We start from the raw sequence: 25,453 nt of genomic DNA, 5'->3' as shown, positions 1-25,453 counted from the left end.
CGATCAGGCCGCGCAGCCCTTCACGTAGCCGGCGATCGCATCGCGCTCGGTGCGGATCTCGTCGAGGCGCCCCTCCGCGGTGCTGACGAGCTGCCTGTTGCGCTTCTCGGCATCGGCGATCATCTCCTGCGCCCGCTCGCGCGCTTCGGCGAGGAGGCGGTCCGACTCGTCCTGGGCGTCGCGGCGCAGTCGCGTGGTCTCGTCGAGGGCGTCGCTGCGCAGAACATCGGCCTCGGGCGCTTGTCGTTCGCGCGCCGCAGGGCGTCGGCCAGCTGCAGGTTCGACTCGTCCAGGTAGCGCTGCGTCTGCGCCACGGCCTCCTGGTGGCGGAGGTGGTCGCGGTCGGCCTCCTCGCGACGGGCCGCGAGCTCGACGGTCAGGTCGATGCGCGCCTGCTCCACGTCGCGCGAAGCCGGAGGCCTCGTCGGCCGCCGCGCTGCGCAGGTCACCGCGATCTCGGCGTCGAGCAGTGCGACGGCCTCGGCCCGCTCGTGCGCCAGTCGCGTCCGCTGATCGTCGAGCTCGCGGGCGGCCTCCGCGCGCCCGGCCACCAGCTCGGCGTCGAGCTGCGCGAGCGGCGTCCATGCAGCGTCCAGCGCGGCGCGTGCCGACGACACCTCGGCGGCGACGGCGGCGCGGGCCTCGGCGATCTCGGCCTCGACGGCGGCGCGGAGGCGGGCCACCTCGGAGGCGACCTCGGCGCGCAGAGCTCGTTGCTCTGCGCCAGGCGCGCCACGGCCTCGGCGCGGGCGATCTCGACCTCCCGGGCGGCGACGGCGCGCATCTCGGCGCCGCGCTCGGCCTCGGAGCGGATGGCGGCGGCCTCGCGCTTCGCGGTCGCCCACGGGTCTCGGCGGCCTCGGTCGCGACGGTGCCGCGGATGGCGGCCTGCGCCTCCCCGGACCGCGTCCTGCGTCATGACGTCCCGGTCGTCGGCGGCCTTGCCGAGGGTGGCGGCGGCCTGCGCCTCGGACTCGTTGCGGGTCGAGTCGGCACGGCGGCGCGCCTCCGACACGAGGCGCTCGGCCTCGTCGCGCGCCTCCTGCAGGATCCGGTCGCCGTCGTCGCGGGTGGAGCGCCGCAGCGCCGACGCGTCGTTCTCGGCCTGCGCGATGATCCGCTCGGACTGCTCCTCCGCCACGCGGAGGGTGTGCTCGAGCTTGGCGCCCAGACCCGCGTAGGTCAGGGCGCCGACCTGCTGCAGCTCCTTCTGCCAGGCCCTGGTCGATGCGCGCGGCGAGCCGCTTGGACTCGCGGCCGCTCTCGGCCGCCTGGGTGTTCGCGTGGATCAGCTCGCGCCGCGAGCCCTGGATGGCCTTGTCGACCTCGTCGCGGTCGTACCCGCGGAACGCCTGGGTGAATTCGGCCTCGTCGCTTGCCACGTCGTCTCCTCCGGATGGATCAGCGCCACGCTCGCGGCACTCCGGGAAGGTTGATCGGCGGCTCGCTCCCGGCCCGGGGCGACACCCGCGCGCGCCGCCGACCGTGCGCACTCTCGGCTGTTCCCTGGGTTCGTCGGAGGGCATCGGCGCATCGTGGACTGTCTTTGTCTGTTGCCGTCGCGCCCCGGTCCGTCGTACCACCCGAACGGCGGAGGCCGCCCACCCCGATCCGGCAACGCAGGAGGTACTTTCGTGCGGTTCGTCTTCGCCATCATCGCCACGGTCATCGCAGCGGCGCCGATTCGCCCTCGCGCATCGGTCAGAGGACGGTGTGGGCCCCGCCCGAGTCGCTCACCGCCCCGAGCGGTCCCTCGACTCCGATGCGCCCTACGCTGTCGTCGACGGCAGCGTGCTCGCCTCCAACGAGGGCCGCCAGTCGATCACCGTCGAGGGGGAGGGCGACCTGGTCCTCACCTACGCCCGCACGAGCGACGTGCTCGGCTGGGTCGAGGAGGTCTCGAGGCCGACGAGATCGGCTACGACGCCGAGACCGACGAGCTCACCGCCACCACCGAGACCTCCGGCACGCCGATCGAGCTCGCGGCGGACGACGCCACCGCCGATGCCGCCGTCGTCGACCCCCGTGGTGCCGACCTCTGGCTCGAGCAGGTCGAGGGCGCCGGCCGCATCGACGTCGCACTCGATGTGCCTGGAGGACATCTCCCTGCTCATCGCCACCGACGGCACCGCTCCGGCGGCCGACGAGATCCGGAGTGAGCTGGCCCGTGGACACCGCGACCCCGGCTGGCCGGACCGACTCGCTCGCGGGCGGCGCCCTGTTCCTCCTCATCGGCCTCGGTCTCGCCGTCTGGGCCTTCGTGCACCTGCGCCGCCAGCACGGACCGCGTCGCAAGGGACCGCAGGGCAAGGCGGCCGCGCGGCGCCCGCCGCCCGCGCGCCCGCGCCGGGATCCAGGCGGCCTGCGCCGCCTCGCCGGCGCCGAGGCCGCCGCCGCGGACTCCTCGTCCTGCCGGTCGTGCTCGGAACGACCGCACTGCTCGCGGGCTGCAGCTCCGACTACCGGCCCGACCTCGCGGTGGGCGCCGAAGCGCGACCCCGACCGCCACCGCGACGTCCACCGCCGGAGCGGAGCCGATCGCCGAGATCCCGACCCCGTCGTCACCACGCAGCAGGCGGAGGCGATCGTCGCCTCGATCGCCGACGTCGCGTCGGCCGCCGACGCGGCCCGCGACGCGTCGGTGCTCGCCGAGCGCTTCCAGGGCGAGGCCCTGACCGAGCGGACCACCAACTACGACGTCGTGAACAAGGGCGGGACGATCGATCCGCCGCAGGCGATCCCCGCCTCCCCGGTCAGCGTCGTCCTGCCTCAGGACACCGAGACGTGGCCGCGCCTCGGCCTGCCGCCGTGGCCGGGGACCCCGCCGACACGACCACGGCGCCCATCGCCCTGATGATGAGCCAGGCCAGCCCGCGCGTGGACTACAAGGTCGACTACGCGATCTCGCTCGGAGGCCAACGCCCGCATCCCCGATGTCGCGCCCGTCACCGCCGGCACCTCGATCGTCGCCCCCGACTCCAAGCTGATGACCCTCGCGCCCGAGACGGTGGGAGCGGCCTACGCCGACATCCTCGCCAACGGCGACGCGAGCCAGTACGCCGAGCTGTTCGCCCCCGAGGGCGACACCCTGCGCGGCCAGGTCGGCGTCGACAAGAAGACCGCCGACCAGGAGGCGCTGCCCGACACCGCCTCGATCGAGTTCTCGAACAAGGCCGGCACCTCGCCCACCATCGCCCTCGCCCACGAACGAGCTTCGGGCGCCCTCGTCGCCGCGAGCATCGCCGGGGTCTCCACGGTCCGGACCGACCGCGGAGGGGTCGACCGTCTCGACGTCCGGCGCCTCGCAGACGCTGCTCGGCACCGACAAGTCGACGACGGGCATCGAAGACCACCTACGGTTATCAGTTGTTGTTCTACGTACCGCCCGTCGGATCGGAGGAGAAGATCGTCATGCTCGGATGGAGCCAGGGACTCGTCTCGGTGGTGCAGCTGCCGTGAGCGCCGTCCCGCCCCTGCCCGGAAGCCGCCGCGGCGCCCGTCGACCTGTCCGGCCTCGTCGAACCGGCGCGCGCCTCAGCCACGCCCGCGCCGGCCGCCGCTCCCGGAGGCGCGCCCGCCGGATCGGCCCCCGCCAACCCGCTGCTGCTCACCGCCGGCGACGCAGAGTTCGACCAGGTCGTGCAGCTCTCCTCACGCGTCCCCCGTCATCGTGGATCTGCGCGGTGCTCCTGGTCCGAGCAGAGCACGAGCATGACCGCGCTGCTCGAGAAGGTCGTCGTCTCGTACGCCGGAGCGTTCGTGCTCGTCGGCGTCGACGCGGAGATCGAGCCCCCCGGCTCGCCCAGGCGTTCCAGGTGCAGTCCGTGCCGGACCGTCGCCGCCGTCATCGCCGGGCGCCCGGTGCCGCTGTTCGGCGGACTCATCACCGAGGAGCAGCTCCGCGACCTGCTCGAGCAGCTGCTCCAGCTCGCCGCGCAGAACAGGAGACCGGGGTCGGTCCCCGTCGAGGGCGTCGCGACCGAGGACGGTGCCGAACCCGAGGCAGCCCCTCTGCCGCCGCACCACCCAGGAGGCGTACGACGCCATCGACGCCGGCGATTACGACGCGGCGATCACCGAGTACGAGACCGCCATCGCACAGAACCCGCGCGACGACCTCGCCAGTCGCCGGTCTCGCACAGGTGAAGCTGCTGAAGCGACCTCCAGGGGAAGACCCTGGAGGAGGTGCGCTCCACCGTGCAGCCGCCGAGCCCTCGAACCTCGACGCGCAGCTCGCCGTCGCCGATCTCGATGTCTCCGGCGGCCACGTCGAGGACGCCTTCGACCGCCTGCTGTCGATCTTCCCCCGGCTCGACGCCGACGGGAAGGCCGAGCGTCCGGGCGAGACTGCTCGAGCTGTTCGAGATCGTCGGGACCACCGACCCCCGCGTGAACAAGGCGCGGGCGCGGTTGACGGGCTTGCTGTACTGAGTCCTTTGGCGGGGCGAGCGCATGCGCTCGCCGCCGCCGCAGTCGGCAGGGTGGGTGGTCGCGCATCGCAGAGCACGTCCTGCGAACGGCTCGCTCGAAACGCCGGGTACGCGCTTCTCGCTCATCGCCTCGCAGACGGGCGGCTGCGGCCAGTCCTCCGGGACTCGAGCGAGACCTCCGTTGCGCGGTCGGGCTCGGCGCGGACAGGGGGTGAGGCGTGGCTGCGCACGGCTCCCTCGAGTGGCGCGTGTTGCGCACGGCTCCTTGGGCTGAGGGTGCTGCTCAGGGGTTCTTCTACTGAGCGTGCTGCGCACGGCCTCCGTCGAGCAGGTAGCGTGCTGCGCACGACTCGCTCGATCGTGTGCGCCGCGCCTAGTTCCCTCGACCGGGCTGTGACGACGCGCGCGGGTCGCCGGTGAACGCAGCGCCGCCGCGGGCTCGTGGCAGTTGCGCCGAGAAGGGTCGCCGCCGGTCGTAGGTCGCCGATCGGTGGGATGGGGAACGAGAACGGCGGGCGGAGGGGCGCTGGGCGCCCGCTCCGCCCGCCGTGACGTGGCTCCGGGGTCAGTCGGAGGCGGGGCGCAGGTAGAGGGCGGCCAGCGGGGGAGGACGACCTCGGCGGAGGCGGGGGCGGCCGGACCGCAGCTCGTCCTTCGCCTCGACGGAGCCGAAGTTGCCCACTCCCGAACCGCCGTAGATCTCGGCGTCCGTGTTCAGCAGCTCCTCCCAGCGACCGGCGACCGGCAGGCTCACGCGGTAGCCGTGCACCGGCGACCCCGAGAAGTTGACGATCACCGCGACGGGTCGACCCTGCTTGTCCTTGCGCAAGAACGAGATGACGTTCGGAGCGGCCGAGCCGCCGTCGATCCACTCGAAGCCGGCCTGGTCGAAGTCGAGCTCCCAGAACTGCGGCGACTCGCGGTAGACGCGGTTCAGAGCGCCGACCAGGTCGAAGAGGCCGCGGTGAGCGGGCTGGTCGAGGATCCACCAGTCCAGGCCCCGCTCCTCCGACCACTCGGAGTACTGGCCGAACTCCTGGCCCATGAACAGCAGCCGCCTGCCCGGGTGCGCCCACATGAAGGCGAGGTAGGCCCGCAGGTTCGCCCGCTGCCAGTGGTCGCCGGGCATCTTCTGGATCAGCGAGCCCTTGCCGTGCACGACCTCGTCGTGGCTGATCGGCAGGGACGAAGTTCTCGCTGAACGCGTAGACGAACCAGGAGGTGATCTCGCCCAGGTGGTACTGGCGCCACAGCGGGTCGTTCGCCATGTAGTCCAGCGAGTCGTGCATCCAGCCCATGTTCCACTTGAGCCCGAAGCCGAGCCCGCCCAGAGACGGTGGGCTGGGGTGATGCCCGGCCAGCTGGTCGACTCCTCGGCGATCATCATGATGCCGGGGTAGAGCTGGAAGCCGTGGCGGTTCACCTCCTCCAGGAAGCTGACCGCCTCGAGGTGCTCGCGTCCGCCGTGCTCGTTCGGCAGCCACTCGCCCTCCTTGCGGGAGTAGTCGAGGTCGAGCATCGACGCCACGGCGTCGACGCGCAGTCCGTCGACGTGGAACTCCTCGAGCCACAGTAGAGCGCGCCTGCGCGACGAGGAAGTTGCGGACCTGCGCTGCGTGTGACCGAAGTCGTAGCCGACGTAGGTGCCCCAGTCCATCTCGCGTCGCGCCACGGCGCCAGTCCGGGTGCTCGTAGAGCGAGCCCGGCCGCCGAAGCGGGCGAGCGCGAAGTCGTCCTTGGGGAAGTGTCCGGGCACCCAGCCGACGATGACGCCGATGCCGGCCTTGTGCAGCCGGTCGATCAGGTACTTGAGGCCGTCGGCGGTGCCGAAGCGGCTTCGGAGGCCGCGTAGTAGCCGGTGACCTGGTAGCCCCAGGAGCCGCCGAAGGGGTCCGGCTCGGCGAGCGGCATGAACTCCACGTGGGTGAAGCCCAGCTCGGTCACGTGCTCGATCAGCGGATCCGCGAGGTCGCGGTAGCCCAGGCCGGGGCGCCAGGAGCCGAGATGGATCTCGTAGACGCCGAGCGCCTGCCCGTGCGGGTCGACGGCGGGCGCGCCGCCCCATCGACGCGGAGTCGCTCCACCGGTGGTGCGAGACCGGGATCCGCGAGGCGGTCGCGGGCGGGACCTCCGTGGACCGCGCCATCGGGTCCGCCTTGCGGACCCGGCGGCCGTCCCGCGAGGGCAGGTCGAACTTGTACGGGGCGCCGGGCTCTGAGACCCGGGACGAAGATCTCCCAGACGCCGGTGACCCCGAAGGGTTGCGGAGGGAGTAGGCCCTCGCCGCTCCAGTCGTTGAAGTCGCCGACGACGCGCACGGCCTGGGCGTGCGGCGCCCAGGACCAGGGAGCGAGGGTGCCCCAGACGCCCTCGTGCTCGCGGTGCCGTGCGCCGAGAGTCCTCCCAGAGCCGCTCGTGGCGGCCCTCGCCGATCAGGTAGAGGTCGAAGCCGCCGACCGTCTTGGAGAACCGGTAGGGATCCTCCGCGGTCCACTCGCCGCCGTCGCCGTACCGCGCCTCGATCGTGTACGGCTGCGGGCCGAGGATGCCGGAGAAGCCCTGCCAGATGCCGTCGTGCAGGTGGGTCAGCTCGACGCGCGCTCCGGTGGAGAGCACGGCGACGACCTTCTCGGCGAGCGGGCGGCGCACGCTGCACGACCGTCACCGGATCCACGACGCCCGGCGCCGCGACCACGTGCTGTCCGAGCACGTGGTGGGGGCTGCGCGTCGCCGCCCGTCGCGAGCTGCTGCAGGATCCACTCCTCGATCACGGGGAGCTCGATCGCGGCGGAGCCCTCGATCACGGAGTCGGCCGCTGCCGCACCGGCCGCGCCGTCCGCCACCTGCGGACCGTCGACGGCGGCGCCGCCGTCCGACGCGTCGTCCGAACCGGTCGCCGCGGGCCGGGACCGGCGCCTCGTCCATGCCGGTGCCGGTGGTCGTCGCCGAGCTCGTGCCCGTGGTCACGACCAGGCGCGGCACGCTTGCCTGAGGTCCTGGGCCCCCTCGTCGGCCGGGGTGGGGACGTCTCCGCCGGGAACAGTGCCGCTCATCGCTCGTCCGCCTTCACGCTCAGGATGTGCACCGGCTCGACGAAGGAGTCCAGGCGCACGTAGTTGTCGCTCGACCAGGTCCAGACGGCCCCGGCAGATCAGGTCCTCGACCTCGTGAAGCTGCCGCCCCACTCCAGACCGAGGGAGGGGAGGTCGAGGTGCACCGTCGTCTCCCGGGCGGAGTGCGGGTCGGTGTTGACCACGATGATCAGGGTGTCGGCCGTGCCGGTCCCCGTGAACTCCTTCTGCAGGTGCTTCGTGTAGACGATGATCGCGTCGTCGTCGCTGCCGTGCGCCTGGAGGTTCCGGCGCTGCGCGAGCGCCGGGTGGAGCCCTTCCGGATCTCGTTGAGCCGCGTGGATGTACGGCGCGAGGTGAGGCGTCCGGAGAGGCCTCGGGAGGCGTCCCAGTCGCGCGTCTTGTACTCGAACTTCTCGTTGTCGATGTTCTCCTCGGCACCCGGACGGGCGACGTTCTCGACGAGCTCGCAGCCGGCGTAGACGCCCCAGAGCGGCGAGGCCGTCGTGCAGCGAGGGCCGCACGCACCTTGCAGGCTGCCGCCGGGCCGCCGTACTGCAGGTACTCGGTGAGGATGTCCGGCGTGTTCACGAAGGAGGTTCGGCCGCATGTAGTCGGCCGTCTCGTGCGAGATGCTCGTGAAGAACTCCGCGAGCTCCTCCTTGAGGGTGGTGCGCCAGGTGAAGTACGAGTACGACTGCTGGAAGCCCACTTTGCCCAGAGCGCGCATGATCGCCGGCCGGGTGAACGCCTCCGCGAGGAAGACGACGTCGCGGGTGCTCGGCGTTCACCTCGTGGATGATCCACTCCCAGAAGTCGAGCGGCTTCGTGTGCGGGTTGTCGACACGGAAGATCTTGACCCCGAGGGAGATCCAATGGCGCGTGGATCCGCAGCGATCTCCTGGCGGATGCCCTGGGGGTCGTTGTCGAAGTTGATCGGATAGATGTCCTGGTATTTCTTCGGCGGGTTCTCGGCGTAGGCGATCGTGCCGTCGGGGCAGGCGCGAACCACTCCGGGTAGAGGCTCGTCACCCACGGGTGGTCCCGGGCGACGCCTGCAGGGCGAAGTCGAGGGCGAGGAGCTCGAGGCCCGCCTCCTTCACGGCGTCGTGGAGACGCGGTGAAGTCCTCGACCGTGCCGAGGTCGGGGTGGATCGCGTCGTGCCCGCCCGGCCGCGCCGATCGCCCAGGGCGAGCCGGGGTCGGAGGGGCCGGCGTCCGGCGGCGATACGGCGAAAGCCCCACTGCGGAAGGTGCCGCCCGAGCGGGTGGATCGGCGGCAGGTCAGAGCACGAACTGATGAGACCCGCTGGCCGCGACGGCCGGGAGCCGGCTTCGCCGCCGCGCGGAACGTGCCGCTCGAGACGGTGCCGTCCTTCGCGTGGCGCACGGCGCCTCGCCGGAGCGGGGGAAGAACTCGTACCAGGCGCCGACGCCCGCCCGGGTGCGCTCCACGTGCACGGTGCGCGGCTCGGAGAGGCTCGAGAGGCTCATCACCGGACGCTGGGCGAGCGCGCCGTGGACCGCCGCGTCCTCGGCGGCGGCGAGTCGCTCCTCCGGGGACAGCGAGGTGTCGCCGACGCTCCGAGGCGGCCTCGGCGAGCAGCGAGCGCTCGGCGCCGGAGCGCGTGGCGTCCTCGGCCGCCGTTCCGAGCAGCTGAGCGCCGACCGCGAAGGTCACGTCGATGTCGGCGATCCAGGCCGGATCTTGATCTCGGCGGTGTGCCAGCCAGGTCGCCACAGTCGTCGGCGAACGAGCGGATGCGGTAGGTCCAGTCGCCCTCGGCGTCCAGCAGCACCAGGCGTCCGCGCCGGTCGGTGCCGGTGGCGAGGAGCGCCATGCGGTGCTGCGACTCGGCGCCGGGGCAGGGCGGAGGTCAGGTCCACGCCGATGAGGTCGTGGCCCTCGCAGGAACGCGGTGGCGGCGAACGGGACGACCTCGCCGACGAACGCCTTCGCCTTGAGCCAGCGGTCGTCCTCGAGCCTCGGCTGCGGGTCGATGATCGGGATGTGCGCTCCGCGCGGGTGCGGTAGCCGCTGCCCGCCGGGACACTGGCGCCTGGGCCGCGGGCGGTGCCTGCTAGCGCCGCGACGGGCGGCACCGGCGCGCGTCACCGCCTGCTCGGTCGGGGCGGGACGGGCCGCGGCCGCTCGCCGTGCGTCTTTGCCGTGTGAGGGACGTGCCGGTGCGGTGTTCCCGAGCCACGTCACGACAGCAGCGACCCCGGGCGCGCATCGGCACTGCCGGCTGCGCCCGCCCGCAGCCCCCAGTGCAAATGCGCCGCGCGGAAGCCCCGCGACGAGTCCGCTCGCGGGCCGATCCGGTCCGCTAGGGTGTGCGCGCGCGCGAGCCCGGCGCTCTGCGCCCGTGCACGCCGGGGTCCGCGGGAGAGTCGAGGAGTCCCGTGCAGGGCGCATCCCGTCGCTTCTATCCGGCCGAGGCCGGTCCTGCCGCGCCGAGCTTCTGCCGCTGCTCGGCGAGCTGGCCCTGGAACCTGCGCTGGGCCTGGCGCGAGCCGCACCCGCCGCCTGTTCGAGCGCGGTGGATCCCGAGCTCTGGCGCCGCGGGGAGCCGACCCCACCGCTCGAGCTCGGCGCGGTCAGCCCCGAGCGCCTCGCCGAGCTCGCCGGCGACCGCGGCTTCGTCGAGGACGCGCGGCGGCTGCGCGAGGAGCTCGAGCGCTACCGGAGCGAGCCGCTGGGCACCAGTCGCTGCCCGCGACGGCCCCGCGCTCCATCGCCTGCTTCTCGCCGAGTTCGGCATCGCGGCCGCGCTGCCCCAGTACTCCGGCGGTCTCGGGATCCTCGCGGGCGACCACCTCAAGGCGTCGTCCGACCTCGGAGTCCCGGCTGGACGGGTGTCGGCCTTCTACCGCTCGGGCTACTTCTCGCAGGCCTCTCGGCCGACGGCTGGCAGATCGAGTCCTACCCCTCCTCGACCCCGACGGGCTGCCGCTGCGCGTCGTCCGCCTCGCCGACGGCTCGGCCGCCCGGATCGTGCTGGCGCTGCCCGAGGGCCGAGCGCTCCACGCCCGCGTCTGGCGGGTCGAGGTCGGCCGGGTGACGCTGCTCCTGCTCGACACCGACATCCCCGAGAACGAGGACTCGCTCCGCTCGGTCACCGACCGCCTCTACGGCGGCGGAGGCGAGAACAGGCTGCTGCAGGAGCTCCTGCTGGGCATCGGCGGCGTCCGCGCGCTCGAGCTCTGGGCCGAGGTGTCGGGGACCGCGCTGCCGGAGGTGTTCCACACCAACGAGGGTCACGCGGGCTTCCAGGGGCTCGAGCGCATCTCGGGCCTGATCGGCTCGGGGCTCGCGTTCGACGAGGCGCTCCAGGTGGTCAGGCGGGGACCGTCTTCACGACGCACACCCTCGCGCCGGCCGGCATCGACCGGTTCGACCTGTCGCTGGTGCGGGAGTACTTCTCGACCGAGCTCCTGCCGGGCGTCCAGGTCGACGACGTGCTCGCCCTGGGGGCGGAGTCGTACGACGGCGGCTCCGAGCGGATGTTCAACATGGCGGTCATGGGGCTGCGCCTCGCGCAGCGCTCCAACGGCGTCTCCCAGCTGCACGGCGAGGTCAGCCGCGGCATGTTCTCGGGGCTGTGGCCCGGTTTCGACACCGCCGAGGTGCCCATCGGATCGGTCACCAACGGCGTGCACGCGCCGACCTGGACCGACCCCGTCCTGGACGTCCCTGGCCCGCGAGCGGCTGGGCACTGAGGACACCACACGGGCCGACTGGTCCTCGGGCGCGCTCAGCGACTACGACCTCTGGGCGGCAAGGCGCACGATGCGCGAGCAGCTCGTCCGCGACGCCCGGATCCCGCGCCGCGCGCTCCTGGGCCGAGCAGAACCCGGGCGGCCTGCCCCGGCCTGGCTCGACGAGCCCCTGGACCCGGACGCCGACGATCGGATTCGCCCGTCGCGTGCCGACGTACAAGCGCCTGACGCTGATGCCCACGACCTGGAGCGGCTGCGCGCCTGCTCACGCATCCCGAGCACCCGATCCAGATCGTGATCGCGGGCAAGTCGCATCCGGCCGACGAGGAGGGCAAGCGGCTGATCCAGCGTCTCGTCCGCTTCGCTCAGGAGGCGGACGTCCGGCGTCGCATCGTCTTCCTCCCCGACTACGACATCGCCATGGCGCAGCTGCTCTACCCGGGCACCGACGTGTGGCTGAACAACCCGCTGCGCCTGCTCGAAGGCCTGCGGCACCTCCGGCATGAAGGCGGCGCTGAACGGCTGCTCAACCTGTCGATCCTCGACGGCTGGTGGAACGAGTACTTCGACGGCGAGAACGGCTGGGCGATCCCTCCTCGATCCGCGCCCTCGACCCCGAGGCGCGCGACACCCTCGAGGCCGATGCACTGTGCGAGCTGCTCGAGACGGAGGTCGTGCCGCGGTTCTACGAGCGCGACCACGACGGCGTCCCGAGGCGCTGGGTCGCTCGATCCGCGCACACCCTGGCGACGCGTCTCGCCCGAGCCGCTCGGCCGAGCGGATGGTGCAGCAGTACGTCGACGCCCTCTACCGGCCGGCGGCCGAGGTGGCCGCGAGGTCGCCGTCGATCACTTCGAGCCCGCGAAGGAGCTGTCGGCGTGGAAGTCGCGCGTCCGCGCCGGATGGCCGGGAGTGGCGGTCGCCTCGGTCGAGTCGAGGCGGGATCGACGCGGTCCCGCAGCGCGGTGATCGGCTGGCGGTGCGCGCCGGGGTCCTGCTCGGCGATCTCGCGCCCGAGGATGTCACGGTGCAGGTCGTCTACGGCACGACCGCGTCGGACGGCTCGCTCACCGATGTCCGCAGTCAGGACCTCGAGGTCGCCGAGGCCGCCGGAGCGGTCGTCCCCGCCGATGCGGTCGGCAGGACCCCCTACGCCGGTGTGGTGGAGCTCGATCGCAGCGGCACCTTCGCCACACCGTCCGGGTCGTCCCGAAGCACCGTCTGCTCGCCGCGCGGCGGAGCTCCGGCTGGTCGCGGCCGCCGGCTGAGGCGTCCAGCGGCCGATGGCGGCCGGGTGATCGCCCCGGTCGCCGCGATCAGGTCGGCCGGGGCGAGCTCGATGTCGAAGCCACGGCGCCCGCCCGAGACGAGGACCGTGTCGAAGAGCTCGGCTGTCTCGTCGAGCACCGTGCGGTGGCGCGTCTTCTGGCCGATCGGCGAATGCCGCCGAGCACGTAGCCGGTGCGGCGCTGCGCGAGAGCCGGGTCGGCCATCGCGGCCTTCTTGCCGCCGACCGCCGCCGCGAGCTCCTTGAGATCGAGCGATCCGGTGACCGGCACGACGCCGACGACGAGCTCGCCGTCGACATCGGCCAGCAGCGTCTTGAAGACGCGGTCGGGCTCGACGCCGAGCGCCTCGGCCGCCTCGGTGCCGTAGCTGGTCGTGGACGGGTCGTGGCGGTACTCGCGCGGCGTGAACGGATGCCGGCCGTCGTCAGCGCGACGGTCGCCGGCGTGCCGGGGCCGCTCCTGGCCGCCATCAGCCGGCTTCCCGGTCATCGCTCCGTGCGCCGCGAACAGCTGCATCGACGTCCCCGCGACGCGGATGACCTGCCCGGGCTCGAACGTCTCGCCGTGCTCGAGGGGCACGGCCTCGTCGCCGTTCCAGGCGGGTGTACCCGGTCACGCCCCCGCTCTCGGCGAGCACGACGCTCGTCTCGTGCTCGACGCCGTGCACCACGAGCAGCACCCGGTCCGGATCCTCGGTCTCGGGGTGGAGGTGGCGAGGTACTGCATCGCCCTGGTTCTCGGCCGAGGTCCAGCTCGCGCTCGGACATCCGCCGGCCGTGCACGTCGAACCAGTGCATCGTGCTCGCGCTCGGCGTCACCTCGCCCTCCCTGCCGTAGCGGGAGGGTCGCAGCCGCCGGGTGCTCGCGGCGGAGCCGGATCAGAGCGCGGGTGTGCTCGCGCAGGTCGAGCTGCCAGTCGCTGCGGCTGTCCCAGCGGAGCCAGGTGAGGTCGGAGTCCTGGCAGTAGGCGTTGTTGTTGCCGCGCTGACTCGCGGCCGAACTCGTCGCCCGCGGTGATCATCGGCACCTGGCCGAGAGCAGGAGCGTGCCCAGCAGATTGCGCATGGCCTTGCGGCGCGGAGCGTGACACCCTCGTCGGGAGTGGGCCCTTCGAAACCGTGGTTGAAGGAGCGGTTGTTGTCCGAACCGTCCCGATCGACCTCGCCGTTGCCGATGTTGTGCTTGACGTTGTACGAGACCAGATCGGCGAGGGTGAAACCGTCGTGCGCGGTGACGAAATCGGAGGCGAGCGGTCCGCGCTCGGTCGAGAACGTGTTGAGGACCCGGTCAGTCGGGTGGCGAAGCCGCCGATGCCGACGGGGGCCGGCCGGCGCGGCGGGCGTAGTCGATGTCCGACAGCCAGAAGTTGCGGACCCGGTCGCGGTAGCGGTCGTTCCACTCCGACCAGCCGATCGGGAAGTTCCCCGTCTGCCAGCCGCCCATGCCCACGTCCCACGGCTCGGAGATCATCTTGACGTCGGCGAGCTCCGGGTCCTCGACTGCGGCGACGAGCAGCGGGTGATCGGGGCGGAAGTGAGCGTTCTCGTCGCGGCCGAGCGTCGCGGCCAGGTCGAGCCGGAAGCCGTCGATGCCGACCTCGGAGGACCAGTACCGGAGGGAGTCGAGCACCATGCGCTGCGCGACGGCCGCCCGAAGTCGATCGTGTTGCCGCAGCCGGTGACATCGACGTAGTGGCCCTCGTCGGTCTGGCGGTACCAGCTCGCGTCGTCGATGCCGCGCAGACCGAGCGCGGGCCGGTCGGGACCTCCTCGGCCGTGTGGTTGTAGACGACGTCGAGGATCACCTCGAGCCCGGCCTCGTGCAGCAGCGTCACCATGCCCTGAACTCGCGGAGCACGGCCGTCGGTCCGCCGCGCTGAGCGGAGGGGGAGGCGTAGGCGGCGTGCGGGCTGAAGAAGTTCAGCGTGTTGTAGCCCCAGTAGTTCGTCAGGCCCTGACGCAGCAGGCGCTGCTCCGAGACGAAGGCGTGCACCGGCAGCAGTTCGACGGCGGTCACTCCGAGCTCCAGGAGCGAGGACACGGTCGATTCGTGCGCCAGCCCCGCGTAGGTGCCGCGGAGCTCGACGGGCAGCGCGGTGTTGAGCTTCGTGAGGCCCTTCACGTGCGCCTCGTAGATCACGGTGCGGTCCAGCGGAGTGCGCGGTTTCGCGGAGGAGCCCCAGTCGAAGGAGTCGTCGACGACGACCGAGCGCCACTCGTTCTCGGCGACCCGGAGCAGTCCTTCGAGTACGGCTCGAGGAGGGCGGTGCGCGGATCGAAGCGGTGGCGCGGACCCTCGGACCGTCCACCCGGATCGCGTACCGGCGGCCGACGCTCAGCAGGGCGGACCGGGCGGACCACACGTCGTCCTCGCCGCGCGCGAGCGGCACGGTGCGGGTGACCCAGGCGGGGTCCTTCTCGTCGTAGAGCAGGAGGTCGATCGCGCTCGCGTTCGCCGACCACACGCGCAGCTCGCCGCCCTCCGCGTCCACCCTCACGCCGAGCCGGGACAGAGGGTCGTGAGAGGTCATGCGACTTACAGTAGTGAAGGCCCGGAGACCTCCTCCGCGGCCGCACGCGGACGGGACAGCGGTGATCTACCTCGACCACGCCGCGACGACTCGCTGCGGCCCGCGGCGCTCGCCGCCTTCGTCGAGGCGTCCCGGCACTCCGGCAACCCGTCGTCGGTGCACGGCGCCGGCCAGGAGGCGCGCCGCCGGCTCGAGGACGCCCGCCAGGTCCTCGCCGACGCTCTGGGCCGAGCCGATCGAGGTGATCCCTGACCGCCGGAGGCACCGAGGCGATCAATCTCGCGCTCAAGGGCCTCTACTGGCAGCGCCGGAGCGAGGACGCGACGAGCGGCGCATCCTGGTGCCGGCCGGCGAGCACCACGCCACGATCGACAGCGTCGAGTGGCTCGCCCGTCCACGAGGGGGCGGACGTCGAGTGGCTCCCGCTCGATGCCGAGGTGCTGCTGCCGGAGGTGCTGGCGGCCGCGATCGCGCGCGACCCTCCTCCGTCGCCCTGGTCTCGGCGCTGTGGGTCAACAACGAGATCGGCACCATCGCCCCGGTCGTCGAGCTCGCCGCCGTCTGCGCGTCGGCGGGCGTGCCGCCGCATCTGGACGCCGTCGCCGCGTTCGGCCACCTGCCCCTCGATGTCCGGGCTGTGCGCCGTGCCTCCGGCTCGGGAGGGAGCGGGGCTCGCGGCGGTCAGCGTCTCCGGGCACAAGGTCGGCGGGCCGGTCGCGACCGGGGCGCTCGTGCTCGCCCGGGACGCCCGGGTCGTCCCGATCCTGCACGGCGCGCGGCCAGCAGCGCGGCGTCCGCTCCGGCACCCAGGACGTGCCGGGAGCGGCCGCGTTCGCCGCGGCGGCCGCGGAGGCGTCGGCTGAGATCGCGTCGGAGTCGGTGCGCCTGGCAGCCCTCCGCGACCGACTCGTCGCGGGCGTGCTCGCGGCGGTGCCGGGGGCGAGCCTCACCGGTCCCGCCGTCGACTCCGGACGCCGCGTGGCGAACAACGCGCACCTCGCGTTCCCCGGCGCCCAGGGCGACTCCCTCCTCCTCCTGCTCGACATGGCCGGCGTCTCCGTGTCGACGGGCTCCGCCTGCACCGCGGGGATCCCCGAGCCCTCCACGTCGTGATGGCCCTCGGCCGGAGCGAGGACGAGGCCAGGGGCGTCCTGCGTCTGACCCTCGGCCGCACCACGACCGACGCCGACATCGACGCGGTGCTCGCGGCTCTTCCCGCGGCCTACACCCGGGCGGCCCGCGCCGGTCTCTCGAGCCGGGCGGTCCTGCCCGCGTCCTGAGTGCTCGGACTGCGCGCGCCGCCCGCCCGCTCGTAGACTCGGACGGCGAAGGTTCCTCGCGGCGATGAGTGGTGGAGTGGACTCGGCGGTGGCCGCGGCCCGGGCAGTGGAGGCGGGGCACGACGTGGTCGGCGTCCACCTCGCGCTCAGCCGCATGCCGGGCACGCTCCGGACGGGCAGCCGCGGCTGCTGCACGATCGAGGACTCGATGGACGCGCAGCGCGCCGCGAACGTCCTGGGCATCCCGTACTACGTCTGGGACTTCCCGGAGCGCTTCAAGCTCGACGTCGTCGACGACTTCGTGGCCGAGTACTCCGCGGCCGGACGCCCAACCCGTGCATGCGCTGCAACGAGCGGATCAAGTTCGCCGCCCTGCTCGAGAAGGCGCTCGACCTCGGCTTCGACGCCGTCTGCACGGGCCACTACGCGTCGCTCGTCACCCTGCCGGACGGCGGCCGCGAGCTGCACCCCGCGCCAGCGACGAGGGCGAAGGACCAGTCCTACGTGCTGGGTGTGCTGACCGCCGAGCAGCTCGCCCACTCGATGTTCCCGCTCGGGACGACGCCGTCGAAGGCGGTCGTCCGCGCCGAGGCCGCCGCTCGGGGGTTGAGCGTCGCGAACAAGCCCGACAGCTACGACATCTGCTTCATCCCCGACGGCGACACCCGCGGCTGGCTCTCCGAGCGCGTCGCACCGGAGTCGGGCCTGATCGTCGACCGCGACGGAGCGGTGGTCGGTGCGCACGAGGGGCGCACGGGTACACCGTGGGCCAGCGCCGGGGACTCCGCCTCGAGTGCCGGCCGCCGACGGGCGACCCCGCTTCGTGCTCGAGGTGCGGCCGAAGACCAACGAGGTGGTCGTGGGTCCGCGCGAGGCCCTGCGCATCGGGCGGATCGCCGGCTCCCGGTTCACCTGGGCCGGCGCAGCGCCCGAGGACGCCGCCACCCCGTTCCGCTGCGACGTGCAGATCCGCGCGCACGCCGATCCGGTGCCGGCCACCGCGGTCGTGTCGGAGGTCGATGGCAGTGTCGAGCTCGTGATCACCCCCGACTCCCCGCTCGACGGCGTCGCTCCCGGGCAGACCGCCGTCGTCTACCTCGGCACGCGCGTCCTCGGCCAGTGCACGATCGACCGCACCGTCGCCGCCGACCTCGTGGGCGCGCTCTGATGGCCGCCGACGTCCCCGTCGGTCAGCGGGTCGACGAGCTGCGCGAGCGGATCCGCACCGCGAGCGAGAACTACTACGCGGCCGACGCCTCGGTGCTCTCGGACGCCGAGTACGACGCCCTGGTGCGCGAGCTGGCCGCGCTCGAGGCCGAGCACCCCGAGCTCGCCACCGAGGACTCCCCGACCGTGACCGTCGGCGGGATCGTGGCCGCGGGCCTCGCTCCGATCGACCACGCCGAGCGGATGCTGTCGCTCGACAACGTGTTCTCGGCCGACGAGCTGCGCGAGTGGTGCGAGAAGACGGTCGCGTCCGCGGGTCGCGCGATCTCGTGGCTCACCGAGCTGAAGATCGACGGGCTCGCCATCTCGCTCCGCTACGAGCACGGGCGCCTCGTCACCGCCGCCACCCGCGGCGACGGCCGCACCGGCGAGGACGTCACCGTGAACGCGGTGCGGCTGGCCGGCATCCCGGAGCAGCTCTCGGGGAGGGCCATCCGGCCCTCGTCGAGGTGCGCGGCGAGGTCTTCATCCCGGTGAAGGCCTTCGCCGAGCTCAACGCGCTGCAGGAGCGGCTGCGCGAGGAGGCCGTCGAGGAGTCGCGGGCCCGCTGGGCGGCGCGCCCGGAGGCGACCCGCAAGCCGTTCGAGGAGGAGAAGGCCCGCGACAGCGCGCTGCGCCGCTTCCCGACCTTCGCCAACCCCCGCAACGCGGCGAGCGGCGGTCTGCGCCAGCAGCTCGACAAGAAGTCGGGCCTGGATCTGCGGGCCGGCGAGGCGCGGGTGCAGTCCCTCGCGCTCTACGTGCACGGCCTCGGCGCCTGGCCCGATCCGCCGGTGGCGGCCCAGTCCGAGGTCTACGGACTCCTCGCCTCGTGGGGCCTCCCGGTCAGTGCGCACAACCGCGTCTCCGAGTCGGTCGACGACGTCCTCGCCTTCGTCGAGAAGCACGGTCGCGAGCGGCACTCGGTCGAGCACGAGATCGACGGAGTGGTCGTCAAGGTCGACGAGCTCGCCCTGCACGACGAGCTCGGCGCCACCAGTCGTGCCCCGCGCTGGGCCATCGCCTACAAGTACCCGCCCGAGGAGGTGCACACCAAGCTGCTCGACATCGTGGTGAGCGTCGGCCGCACGGGTCGCGCCACTCCCTTCGCCGTGATGCAGAAGGTCAAGGTGGCGGGCTCCGAGGTGCGCCAGGCCACGCTGCACAACGCCGACGTCGTGAAGGTCAAGGGCGTGCTGATCGGCGACACCGTAGTGCTGCGCAAGGCCGGTGACGTGATCCCCGAGGTGCTCGGGCCGGTCGTCGAGCTGCGCGACGGCTCCGAGCGCGAGTTCGTGATGCCGACGGCCTGCCCGGAGTGCGGCACGACCCTCGCCCCCTCCAAGGAGGGCGACGTCGACCTGCGCTGCCCGAACGCCGAGTCCTGCCCCGCCCAGGTGCGCGGGCGCGTCGAGCACATCGGCGGCCGCGGGGCCCTCGACATCGAGGCGCTCGGCGAGGTGAGCGCCGCCGCGCTGACGCAGCCGCTCGTCCCGGCGGAGCCTCCGCTGCGCACCGAGGCGGGCCTGTTCGAGCTCACCCTCGCGGACCTCTTCCCGATCGAGGTCGTCGTCCGCGACTCCGAGGCCGGTCTCGGAGAAGCTCGACGCCGCCGGGCGGCCCAAGGTCGTCCGGCCCTTCCAGCGCAAGCGCCAGGTCGCGAAGGACGGGCCGTTCGATCCGGCGGCGTCCGTCTTCGCCGGCGACGAGACCTCGGTCCCGTCCACGAACGCGACGCGCCTGATCGAGAACATCGACAGGGCGAAGACCAAGGAGCTGTGGCGCCTGCTCGTCTCGCTGAGCATCCGGCACGTCGGACCCGTGGCCGCGCGGGCGCTCGCGGGCTACTTCGGCTCACTCGACGCGATCCGGGGGGCGAGCCGCGACGAGCTCGCCGCCGTCGACGGGGTCGGCGGCATCATCGCCGACGCCCTCCTCGACTGGTTCGACGTCGACTGGCACCGCGAGATCGTCGACCGCTGGGCGGCCGCGGGAGTGCGCTTCTCGACCCCGGGCCACCCCGGTCCGGGAGCAGCGGAGGCGGCGGGCGGCGTCCTCGCCGGGCTCACCGTCGTCGCGACCGGATCCCTCGAGGGCTACTGCGCGCGAGGGCGCTCTGGAGGCGATCATGCAGGCGGGCGGCAAGGCCGGCTCGAGCGTGTCCAAGAAGACCGACTACGTCGCGGCCGGCCCGGGAGCCGGGAGCAAGCTCGGCAAGGCGGAGCAGCTCGGCGTGCGGATCATCGACGCGGCGCAGTTCCACCTGCTCGTGACCGAGGGGCCCGCCGCGATCGCCCTCCCCGAGGCGGAGGAGCCCGAGGGGCGGTCGCCGAGGACCTGGCCGCCGAGGACGCCGCCGCTCGGGAGCCCGCCGCCGGAGGGTCGGCGCCCGCCGCCGAGGAGCCCCCGCCGAGACCGCCTGAGCACCGGGCGGACGGCCCGATCGCTGCTGCGGCCGCGTGGTCGGGGCCGTGCGCCCTGGCCGGGCGGCCGGGGAGCCGCTCGGTAGACTGGTCGCCGCATCCTCACGAACCACCGATGGAGACGAATGTCCGAGATCACGGCCGAGACGGTCGCCCATCTGGCCCAGCTGGCCAGGATCGACCTCACACCCGAGGAGATCCAGAACATGACGCGGGAGCTCGGCCAGATCGTCGACTCCGTGGCCGCGGTCCAGGCCGTCGCCACCCCCGACGTCCCGGCGACCAGCCACCCCATCCCGCTCGAGAACGTCTTCCGCCCCGACGTGGTCGGCGAGACGCTCACCCGCGAACAGGCCCTCTCGGGTGCCCCCGAGCACGACGGCAGCCGATTCCAGGTGTCCGCGATCCTGGGGGAGGAGCAGTGAGCGCGCACGGCGAGGAGATCATCCGCCTGAGCGCCTCCGCGCTCTCCGAGAAGCTCGTCGACGAGGTCGATCTCGTCGACGGAGGCGACCCGCGCGCACCTCGACCGCATCGCGTCGGTCGACTCCGCGGTGCACGCGTTCCTGCACGTGGCCGAGGAGGCCGCGGTCGGCACCGCCGCCGGGATCGATCGCCGCCGCGCGGCGCGGGGAGACCCTCCACCCGCTGGCAGGGATCCCGCTGGCCGTCAAGGACGTCATCGTCACGAACGACATGCCGACCACCAGCGGCTCGCGGATCCTCGAGGGCTGGCGCCCGCCGTACGACGCGACCGTCATGACGAAGGTCCGCGCCGCCGGGCTCGTGCCGATCGGCAAGACCAACATGGACGAGTTCGCGATGGGCTCGACCACCGAGCGCTCCGCGCCACCGGACCCACGCACAACCCGTGGGATCTCGATCGCATCCCCGGCGGCTCCGGCGGGGCTCCGCCGCGGCCGTCGCGAGCTACGAGGCGCCGCTCGCCCTCGGCTCCGACACCGGCGGCTCGATCCGCCAGCCCGCGCACGTCACCGGCACCGTCGGCGTCAAGCCGACCTACGGCGGCGTCTCGCGCTACGGAGCGATCGCCCTCGCCCGAGCCTCGACCAGATCGGCCCCGTCTCGCGGACCGTTCTGGACTCCGCCCTGCTGCACGACGTGATCGCCGGGCACGACCCGCGCGACTCCACCTCCCTCCGCGACACGTGGCCTCCTTCGCGGACGCGGTGCGCCGCGCCGACGTGACGGGGATGCGCATCGGCGTCCTCAAAGAGCTCGACGGCGGCGAGGGCTTCCAGCCGGGTGTCCTCGCGCGCTTCCACGAGGCCCTCGCGGTGCTCGAGAAGGCCGGAGCCGAGATCGTCGAGGTGAGCGCCCCGAGCATCGAGCACGCGGTCGCCGCCTACTACCTGATCCTGCCCGCGGAGGCGTCCAGCAACCTCGCGAAGTTCGACTCCGTCCGCTTCGGCCTCCGGGTCACCCCGAAGGGCGGCGGCACGGTCGAGCAGGTCATGGCGGCCACCCGCGAGCAGGGCTTCGGGCCCGAGGTCAAGCGCCGCATCATCCTCGGCACCTACGCGCTCTCGGCCGGCTACTACGACGCCTACTACGGCAGCGCCCAGAAGGTGCGCACGCTCGTCCAGCGCGACTTCGACGCGGCGTTCGCCTCGGTGGACGTCATCGCGTCGCCGACCGCCCCGACCACCGCCTACCGTCTCGGCGAGAAGCTCGACGATCCGCTGGCGATGTACCGCGGCGACATCGCGACCATCCCCGCCAACCTCGCCGGCATCCCCGGAATCTCCGTCCCCGCGGGACTCGCCGACGAGGACGGGCTGCCGGTCGGCATCCAGTTCCTCGCCCCCGCCCGCGAGGACGTCCGTCTCTACACCGTCGGCGGAGCGCTCGAGGCCCTGCTCGAGGAGCACTGGGGTCACCCGCTCTCGCGAAGGCCCCCGATCTCGCTCCCGCCGAGCAGTTCGCCTCCGAGGAAGGTGCCGTCTGATGGCCTCCGCGCACACGTCCGTCCCCGAGCTCATGGACTACGACGAGGTCTTCGAGCGCTTCGAGCCGGTCCTCGGCTTCGAGGTGCACATCGAGCTCAACACGAAGACCAAGATGTTCTCGGACGCCCCGAACGAGTTCGGCTCCGAGCCGAACACGAACGTCACCCCGGTCGACCTCGGGCTCCCGGGCTCGCTGCCGGTCGTCAACGAGCAGGCCGTCCGGTACTCGATCAGCCTGGGGCTCGCCCTCGGCTGCTCGATCGCGCCGTCGAGCCGCTTCGCCCGGAAGAACTACTTCTACCCGGACCTCGCGAAGAACTGCCAGATCTCGCAGTTCGACGAGCCGATCGCGTTCGAGGGCTCGGTCGAGGTCGAGCTGGCCGACGGCACGCTCGTCGACATCCCGATCGAGCGCGCGCACATGGAGGAGGACGCCGGCAAGCTGACGCACGTCGGCGGGTCCACCGGCCGCATCCAGGGCGCCGAGTACTCGCTCGTCGATTACAACCGGGCGGGCGTCCCCCTGGTCGAGATCGTCACGAAGCCGATCTTCGGCGCGGGACGGAACGCGCCGGAGTTCGCGAAGGCCTACGTGGCGACCATCCGCGACATCGTCCTCGCCCTCGGGATCTCCGACGCGAAGATGGAGCGCGGCAACCTGCGCTGCGACGCCAACGTCTCGCTCCGCCCCTGGGGCCAGGAGAAGCTCGGCACCCGCACCGAGACGAAGAACGTCAACTCCCTCCGCTCCGTCGAGCGCGCGGTCCGCTACGAGATCCAGCGGCAGGCCGCGATCCTCGCCGCCGGCGGCATGATCACGCAGGAGACGCGCCACTGGCACGAGGACACCGGCCGCACCTCGGCCGGCCGCCCCAAGAGCGACGCGGACGACTACCGCTACTTCCCCGAGCCCGACCTGCTGCCGGTCGTGCCGTCACCGGAGCTGATCGAGGAGCTGCGCGCCGCCCTCCCCGAGAAGCCGGCCGCCCGCCGTCGCCGCCTCAAGGCCGACTGGGGATTCACCGACCTCGAGTTCCAGGACGTCGCGAACAGCGGTCTGCTCGTCGAGATCACCGAGACGGTCGCCGCCGGGGCGACCCCGCAGGCCGCCCGCAAGTGGTGGACCGGCGAGGTCGCCCGGCTCGCCAACGCGGCGGGCCAGGATCCGTCCGCGCTCGTCACTCCGGACGCAGGTGGCCGAGCTGGCCGGGCTCGTCGAGAGCGGCACGCTCACCGATCGCCTCGCCCGCGAGGTGCTGCAGGGCGTCGTCGCCGGCGAGGGCACGCCCCAGGAGGTCGTCGACGCCCGCGGGCACGCCGTCGTCTCGGACGACGGAGCGCTCATCGCGGCGATCGACACGGCCCTGGCCTCGCAGCCCGACGTGCTCGCCAAGATCCGCGACGGCAAGGTGCAGGCTGCCGGTGCCGTGATCGGCGCCGTGATGAAGGCCATGAAGGGCCAGGCCGACGCCGCTCGCGTGCGCGAGCTGGTGCTGGAGCGCGCCGCCGGCTGAGCCGGCGCGCGGGGAGCGGAGGAGACGATGAGCGACGAGCCCGAGGTCTCCTCCGTTCCCGCGCGGCTCGATCTGCCGAGCGGAGGCTTCCTGCGCCCGCTGGTGTCCAGCGATGCCGAGCTGCTGCGCGGCGTGATCGGGGAGCGGCGGGCGTGGCTCGCGGCGCTCCTCCCCGAGGGGCTCCGAGGCCGCCGAGCCCGAGGACGACGTGCGTGCGCTCCGCTCTCCGAGTCCGCTGCCCGGGACGGACGCGCGTGCACGCCTTCCTCCTGGTCGACGAGACCTGGAGCACCGCGATCGGCGCTCTGAGCATCGTGCCCGGGCAGGGGCGGACCGCCTCGGCCTCCTGGTGGGTCGTGCCCGAGCTGCGCGGCTCCCGGGTGGAGGAGGAGCTCGACGCGTTCACGCGGCGCTGGCTCCACCCGCTGGCCGTTCGACGAGGTCGAGACACCCGACAACCACCCTGAGGATCCGGCCGCCCTGGCCGGTGCGAACCTCCTCGCCGTCCTGCCGGACGAGCCCGAGCGGACCCCGCCGCCCGAGCCCGACCCGACGGCGGCCCGGCGACTGTGGTCCGAGTACCCCGGCTCGGACCTCGCCCCTGCCTCCCGTCGAGTCGTTCGGCGACTCCGTCCAGCTCGCGGACGAACTCGAGCTGGTCCGGGCGCGGGGTCAAGACGGCCACCGCGTCGCTCGTCGGCCAGGAGCCCGTTCCCGCGGCGGGGACCACTGGATCGTCGCGACGGCGCGGGCGTCCGCCTCGTGCTGCGCAGCGACGAGGTGCGGGTCGCTCCGCTCGACTCGGTCGACGACGCGTTCGCCTGGGCCGAGGGGGAGGGCGACCGCTCCCGGGAGTCGTGGCTGCAGGGGCACCGCCGGTACTCGCCCGCGAGGACCCGGAGTCGCCCCTCGACCGGGTCGTCTTCGAGCGCTTCCGCGTGGTCTGGCCCCAGGGCGATGCCGACCGAGCGGCGGCCTTCCTCCGAAGCCCGGCGGCGACCTCCCCGGATCGACGCCCGCCCCGCTGATCTCGGGGTGGCGCACCCGTCTCTCGGGGGTTCCCCGGATGCCGCTCCCAGCGGCCTGCGCCAGAGTGGAGTCATGTCCACTCTCGTTCGCCCTCGTCAGGGCAAGATCATCGCCGGCGTCTGCGTCGGACTCGCGAACCGCTTCGGCTGGAGCCCGTTCCTCGTCCGACTCCTCTCGTGCTCTCCTGCCTGCTCCCCGGCCCGCAGATCATCGCTTACCTCATCATGTGGATCGTCATCCCCAAGAAGTGACCGACGGCGGCCCCGCGTGGAGCGTGCTGAGCGGATGCTCAGGATGCGGGTGCGCGGGGCCTACCGTGGCGGTGTGCGACCGCCTCCCGGCGGCGCCGAGGAGGAGATCATGGGATTCCTGGACCGACTGCTGGGGCGCGAGGCGCCCCGAGGACGCGCGACGCGACTCCGGCTACGGCGCCGCGGCCAACGGGCGGCAGCCTGCGTACGGCACCTCCGCCCGGCCGTCCTGCCCGCAGCGAGGACGACATCGCGATCGAGCGCTACCGCTATCTGCTCCGCACAGCCCCGCCCGAAGCGCTCGAACAGGTGCACCGCGAGGCCTTCGAGCAGCTGACCCCCGAGCAGCGCAAGCAGGTCTTCCGCGAGCTCAGCGAGGGCGCTCCCGTGGGCGACGCGCCGCGCAGCGACGACCCCCAGGCCCTCGCACAGTCGGCCACGCGGGAGCGAGCTGCGCCAGCCCGGCTTCATGGAGCGCCGCTTCGCCGGCGGTCAGGGCGGCGCGATGGGCGCCGGAGGCATGGGCTTCGGCGGGGTCCTCGCCTCGTCGATGCTCGGCACCATCGCGGGCTTCGCGATCGGATCCGCGATCGCCGGTGCGTTCCTCCCGGACGCCGGCGGCGAGTACGCGGGTGGTGAGGGCGGCGACGGCGGTGAGGGCGGCGACGCTGGAGCCGAGGGCGGCGACGCCGGAGCCGGAGCCGACGGCGGTGGCGACTACGGCGGGGACTTCGGGG

Annotated in this window: 25 protein-coding genes and 9 pseudogenes; 20 read left to right on the top strand and 14 right to left on the bottom strand. The window is 73.0% G+C overall.

The annotated features are described in order from the left end of the window. Positions 1–119: 119 nt before the first annotated feature. Positions 120–1,382: a DivIVA domain-containing protein gene (locus AC0CII_RS06025; RefSeq protein WP_465228865.1), complete on the bottom strand. Its 1,263-nt coding sequence runs from the start codon at positions 1,380–1,382 to the stop codon at positions 120–122. A gap of 252 nt (positions 1,383–1,634) precedes the next feature. On the opposite strand from AC0CII_RS06025, the gene AC0CII_RS06020 reads away from it, so the two are divergent. The 6 genes and pseudogenes from AC0CII_RS06020 to AC0CII_RS05995 all read left to right on the top strand — a co-directional run bounded on the left by AC0CII_RS06020 (position 1,635) and on the right by AC0CII_RS05995 (position 4,431). Beyond that, positions 1,635–2,159, top strand: coding sequence for a hypothetical protein (locus AC0CII_RS06020; protein ID WP_465228864.1), 525 nt, complete (start codon positions 1,635–1,637; stop codon positions 2,157–2,159). After that, positions 2,156–2,854 (top strand): hypothetical protein, encoded by a 699-nt coding sequence (locus AC0CII_RS06015; RefSeq protein ID WP_465228863.1) that lies wholly within the window; start codon positions 2,156–2,158, stop codon positions 2,852–2,854. Before AC0CII_RS06020 ends, AC0CII_RS06015 begins: the two co-directional genes overlap by 4 nt. A gap of 132 nt (positions 2,855–2,986) precedes the next feature. Beyond that, positions 2,987–3,715 carry a hypothetical protein gene (locus AC0CII_RS06010; RefSeq protein ID WP_465228862.1) on the top strand — a complete coding sequence of 243 codons (729 nt, stop codon included), beginning with the start codon at positions 2,987–2,989 and terminating at the stop codon, positions 3,713–3,715. Next, positions 3,712–4,146: a thioredoxin domain-containing protein gene (locus AC0CII_RS06005; RefSeq protein ID WP_465228861.1), complete on the top strand. Its 435-nt coding sequence runs from the start codon at positions 3,712–3,714 to the stop codon at positions 4,144–4,146. The genes AC0CII_RS06010 and AC0CII_RS06005 overlap by 4 nt, the downstream gene beginning before the upstream one ends. Then, a pseudogene (locus AC0CII_RS06000) lies at positions 4,143–4,259 on the top strand (hypothetical protein); the annotation flags it as partial. The gene AC0CII_RS06005 and the pseudogene AC0CII_RS06000, both read left to right, overlap by 4 nt. Beyond that, the gene (locus tag AC0CII_RS05995; protein WP_465229066.1) at positions 4,252–4,431 is read left to right on the top strand and encodes a tetratricopeptide repeat protein; all 180 of its coding nucleotides are present in this window, start codon (positions 4,252–4,254) and stop codon (positions 4,429–4,431) included. The pseudogene AC0CII_RS06000 and the gene AC0CII_RS05995, both read left to right, overlap by 8 nt. 564 nt (positions 4,432–4,995) lie before the next feature. On the opposite strand, the gene AC0CII_RS05990 is transcribed toward AC0CII_RS05995, so the two are convergent. The 8 genes and pseudogenes from AC0CII_RS05990 to AC0CII_RS05955 form a co-directional block, all read right to left on the bottom strand. Beyond that, on the bottom strand, positions 4,996–6,186 hold the full coding sequence (locus tag AC0CII_RS05990; RefSeq protein ID WP_465228860.1) for an alpha amylase C-terminal domain-containing protein: 1,191 nt from the start codon (positions 6,184–6,186) through the stop codon (positions 4,996–4,998). A gap of 44 nt (positions 6,187–6,230) precedes the next feature. Then, positions 6,231–6,374 (bottom strand): hypothetical protein, encoded by a 144-nt coding sequence (locus AC0CII_RS05985; protein WP_465228859.1) that lies wholly within the window; start codon positions 6,372–6,374, stop codon positions 6,231–6,233. 8 nt (positions 6,375–6,382) lie between these two features. After that, entirely contained in the window at positions 6,383–6,748 is a 366-nt protein-coding gene (locus AC0CII_RS05980) for a hypothetical protein (protein WP_465228858.1), read from the bottom strand. 267 nt (positions 6,749–7,015) lie between these two features. Further along, positions 7,016–7,273 (bottom strand): hypothetical protein, encoded by a 258-nt coding sequence (locus tag AC0CII_RS05975; RefSeq protein ID WP_465228857.1) that lies wholly within the window; start codon positions 7,271–7,273, stop codon positions 7,016–7,018. 206 nt (positions 7,274–7,479) lie between these two features. Beyond that, positions 7,480–7,734, bottom strand: a pseudogene (locus AC0CII_RS05970) (hypothetical protein). Further along, entirely contained in the window at positions 7,692–8,231 is a 540-nt protein-coding gene (locus AC0CII_RS05965; RefSeq protein ID WP_465229106.1) for a hypothetical protein, read from the bottom strand. The pseudogene AC0CII_RS05970 and the gene AC0CII_RS05965 overlap by 43 nt, the downstream one beginning before the upstream one ends. 57 nt (positions 8,232–8,288) lie before the next feature. Next, positions 8,289–8,537 carry a hypothetical protein gene (locus tag AC0CII_RS05960; RefSeq protein ID WP_465228856.1) on the bottom strand — a complete coding sequence of 83 codons (249 nt, stop codon included), beginning with the start codon at positions 8,535–8,537 and terminating at the stop codon, positions 8,289–8,291. Positions 8,538–8,600: 63 nt separating this feature from the next. Continuing rightward, positions 8,601–9,617, bottom strand: a complete 1,017-nt coding sequence (locus AC0CII_RS05955) for a hypothetical protein (protein ID WP_465228855.1) — start codon at positions 9,615–9,617, stop codon at positions 8,601–8,603. A gap of 427 nt (positions 9,618–10,044) precedes the next feature. Between AC0CII_RS05955 and AC0CII_RS05950 the strand changes: the two genes are divergently transcribed. From AC0CII_RS05950 to AC0CII_RS05940, 3 genes are read left to right on the top strand one after another with little or no spacing between them, the layout of a single operon-like run. Further along, positions 10,045–10,566: a DUF3417 domain-containing protein gene (locus AC0CII_RS05950; protein ID WP_465228854.1), complete on the top strand. Its 522-nt coding sequence runs from the start codon at positions 10,045–10,047 to the stop codon at positions 10,564–10,566. Beyond that, the gene (locus AC0CII_RS05945) at positions 10,563–11,522 is read left to right on the top strand and encodes a hypothetical protein (RefSeq protein ID WP_465228853.1); all 960 of its coding nucleotides are present in this window, start codon (positions 10,563–10,565) and stop codon (positions 11,520–11,522) included. Before AC0CII_RS05950 ends, AC0CII_RS05945 begins: the two co-directional genes overlap by 4 nt. Beyond that, a complete protein-coding gene (locus AC0CII_RS05940) occupies positions 11,519–12,193 on the top strand; it encodes a hypothetical protein (RefSeq protein ID WP_465228852.1) in 675 nt (224 codons plus the stop codon). The genes AC0CII_RS05945 and AC0CII_RS05940 overlap by 4 nt, the downstream gene beginning before the upstream one ends. Positions 12,194–12,514: 321 nt before the next feature. Here AC0CII_RS05940 and ybaK read toward each other — a convergent pair. The 5 genes and pseudogenes from ybaK to AC0CII_RS05915 all read right to left on the bottom strand — a co-directional run. Further along, positions 12,515–12,983, bottom strand: a pseudogene (gene ybaK, locus AC0CII_RS05935) (Cys-tRNA(Pro) deacylase); the annotation flags it as partial. After that, on the bottom strand, positions 12,983–13,192 hold the full coding sequence (locus AC0CII_RS05930; protein ID WP_465228851.1) for a hypothetical protein: 210 nt from the start codon (positions 13,190–13,192) through the stop codon (positions 12,983–12,985). The pseudogene ybaK and the gene AC0CII_RS05930, both read right to left, overlap by 1 nt. Before the next feature lie 608 nt (positions 13,193–13,800). Then, on the bottom strand, positions 13,801–14,145 hold the full coding sequence (locus AC0CII_RS05925; protein ID WP_465229105.1) for a hypothetical protein: 345 nt from the start codon (positions 14,143–14,145) through the stop codon (positions 13,801–13,803). 198 nt (positions 14,146–14,343) lie between these two features. Then, complete coding sequence (locus tag AC0CII_RS05920; protein ID WP_465229104.1) at positions 14,344–14,652, bottom strand: hypothetical protein; 309 nt, start codon at positions 14,650–14,652, stop codon at positions 14,344–14,346. Positions 14,653–14,851: 199 nt separating this feature from the next. Further along, positions 14,852–15,043 (bottom strand): annotated as a pseudogene (locus tag AC0CII_RS05915) (early set domain-containing protein); the annotation flags it as partial. Here AC0CII_RS05915 and AC0CII_RS05910 point away from each other — a divergent pair. From AC0CII_RS05910 to AC0CII_RS05860, 11 genes and pseudogenes are all read left to right on the top strand, one after another. Then, a pseudogene (locus AC0CII_RS05910) lies at positions 15,042–15,620 on the top strand (hypothetical protein); the annotation flags it as partial. The pseudogenes AC0CII_RS05915 and AC0CII_RS05910 sit on opposite strands and share 2 nt — an antisense overlap. Continuing rightward, complete coding sequence (locus tag AC0CII_RS05905; protein ID WP_465229065.1) at positions 15,551–16,156, top strand: aminotransferase class V-fold PLP-dependent enzyme; 606 nt, start codon at positions 15,551–15,553, stop codon at positions 16,154–16,156. The pseudogene AC0CII_RS05910 and the gene AC0CII_RS05905, both read left to right, overlap by 70 nt. Continuing rightward, on the top strand, positions 16,153–16,323 hold the full coding sequence (locus tag AC0CII_RS05900) for a hypothetical protein (RefSeq protein WP_465228850.1): 171 nt from the start codon (positions 16,153–16,155) through the stop codon (positions 16,321–16,323). The genes AC0CII_RS05905 and AC0CII_RS05900 overlap by 4 nt, the downstream gene beginning before the upstream one ends. Before the next feature lie 64 nt (positions 16,324–16,387). Further along, positions 16,388–17,491, top strand: a pseudogene (mnmA, locus tag AC0CII_RS05895) (tRNA 2-thiouridine(34) synthase MnmA). Beyond that, positions 17,491–20,038 (top strand): annotated as a pseudogene (ligA, locus tag AC0CII_RS05890) (NAD-dependent DNA ligase LigA). Before mnmA ends, ligA begins: the two co-directional pseudogenes overlap by 1 nt. Positions 20,039–20,077: 39 nt before the next feature. Then, positions 20,078–20,377, top strand: coding sequence for an Asp-tRNA(Asn)/Glu-tRNA(Gln) amidotransferase subunit GatC (gene gatC / locus AC0CII_RS05885; RefSeq protein ID WP_173892315.1), 300 nt, complete (start codon positions 20,078–20,080; stop codon positions 20,375–20,377). Continuing rightward, positions 20,374–21,877 (top strand): annotated as a pseudogene (gatA, locus tag AC0CII_RS05880) (Asp-tRNA(Asn)/Glu-tRNA(Gln) amidotransferase subunit GatA); the annotation flags it as partial. The gene gatC and the pseudogene gatA, both read left to right, overlap by 4 nt. Positions 21,878–21,920: 43 nt before the next feature. Further along, a pseudogene (gene gatB / locus AC0CII_RS05875) lies at positions 21,921–23,436 on the top strand (Asp-tRNA(Asn)/Glu-tRNA(Gln) amidotransferase subunit GatB). A 27-nt stretch (positions 23,437–23,463) separates the two neighbouring features. Beyond that, positions 23,464–23,745: a hypothetical protein gene (locus tag AC0CII_RS05870; protein ID WP_465228849.1), complete on the top strand. Its 282-nt coding sequence runs from the start codon at positions 23,464–23,466 to the stop codon at positions 23,743–23,745. A 471-nt stretch (positions 23,746–24,216) separates the two neighbouring features. After that, positions 24,217–25,053, top strand: a complete 837-nt coding sequence (locus AC0CII_RS05865) for a PspC domain-containing protein (RefSeq protein ID WP_465228848.1) — start codon at positions 24,217–24,219, stop codon at positions 25,051–25,053. Then, entirely contained in the window at positions 25,026–25,355 is a 330-nt protein-coding gene (locus tag AC0CII_RS05860; RefSeq protein WP_465228847.1) for a hypothetical protein, read from the top strand. Before AC0CII_RS05865 ends, AC0CII_RS05860 begins: the two co-directional genes overlap by 28 nt. The last annotated feature ends 98 nt before the right edge of the window (positions 25,356–25,453 follow it).

Source organism: Rathayibacter sp. AC182 (assembly GCF_979253875.1).
The sequence above is the reverse complement of the archived record's forward strand: the minus strand, read 5'-3'. Positions and strand labels throughout refer to the sequence as shown.

Bases quoted from the DNA above. Each gene is read 5' to 3' on its own strand.
- AC0CII_RS06010 (WP_465228862.1), top strand. From the start codon at position 2,987: ATGACCCTCGCGCCCGAGACGGTGGGAGCGGCCTACGCCGACATCCTC.
- AC0CII_RS06005 (WP_465228861.1), top strand. From the start codon at position 3,712: ATGACCGCGCTGCTCGAGAAGGTCGTCGTCTCGTACGCCGGAGCGTTC.
- AC0CII_RS05995 (WP_465229066.1), top strand. From the start codon at position 4,252: ATGTCTCCGGCGGCCACGTCGAGGACGCCTTCGACCGCCTGCTGTCGA.
- AC0CII_RS05965 (WP_465229106.1), bottom strand. From the start codon at position 8,231: ATGCGCGCTCTGGGCAAAGTGGGCTTCCAGCAGTCGTACTCGTACTTC.
- AC0CII_RS05925 (WP_465229105.1), bottom strand. From the start codon at position 14,145: ATGGTGCTCGACTCCCTCCGGTACTGGTCCTCCGAGGTCGGCATCGAC.
- gatC (WP_173892315.1), top strand. From the start codon at position 20,078: ATGTCCGAGATCACGGCCGAGACGGTCGCCCATCTGGCCCAGCTGGCC.
- AC0CII_RS05870 (WP_465228849.1), top strand. From the start codon at position 23,464: ATGAGCGACGAGCCCGAGGTCTCCTCCGTTCCCGCGCGGCTCGATCTG.